At 36.6% G+C, this 385-nt stretch carries 1 protein-coding gene; it reads right to left on the bottom strand.

Annotation, left to right across the window (positions count from 1 at the left end):
* Nucleotides 1-385: hypothetical protein (locus tag RMT89_RS41480; protein WP_315888930.1), on the bottom strand; the 385-nt coding region annotated here is incomplete at both ends.

Here is a 385-nt window from a genome sequence, read left to right as displayed (position 1 = left end):
ACTACCTGCTCCACCAGCTAGCTGAGAAAATGCTGTGCTTGCTGAAGCATGACGAAAGTTGTAACGCCCATTAGTATCAAAATCAATATCGCTTCTTGCTATTAACCCCCCAACCCACTCTTTATTCCCTCCACCTTTAATATCAATATCGATATCATCACCGGAATAAATCCAAAAGCCATCTATAGTGTTATTCCCCTTCAATTCAAGATCAACCTCTTCCTTAGAGAAAAAAAATGAATTTTTAATTGAGAAATCATTCTTGTCACTTGCATTCTCAATATCTTTTCCTGCAATAATAAAAACATCCTCTAAAGCAACATCGTCTATTATTTTGACATCGCCATCCGCAACTATAAAAGCATTAGCAAAATTACCGCTTAAC

This window comes from Streptomyces sp. P17 (genome assembly GCF_032436805.1).
Classification (GTDB): domain Bacteria; phylum Actinomycetota; class Actinomycetes; order Streptomycetales; family Streptomycetaceae; genus Streptomyces.
The sequence above is the reverse complement of the archived record's forward strand: the minus strand, read 5'-3'. Positions and strand labels throughout refer to the sequence as shown.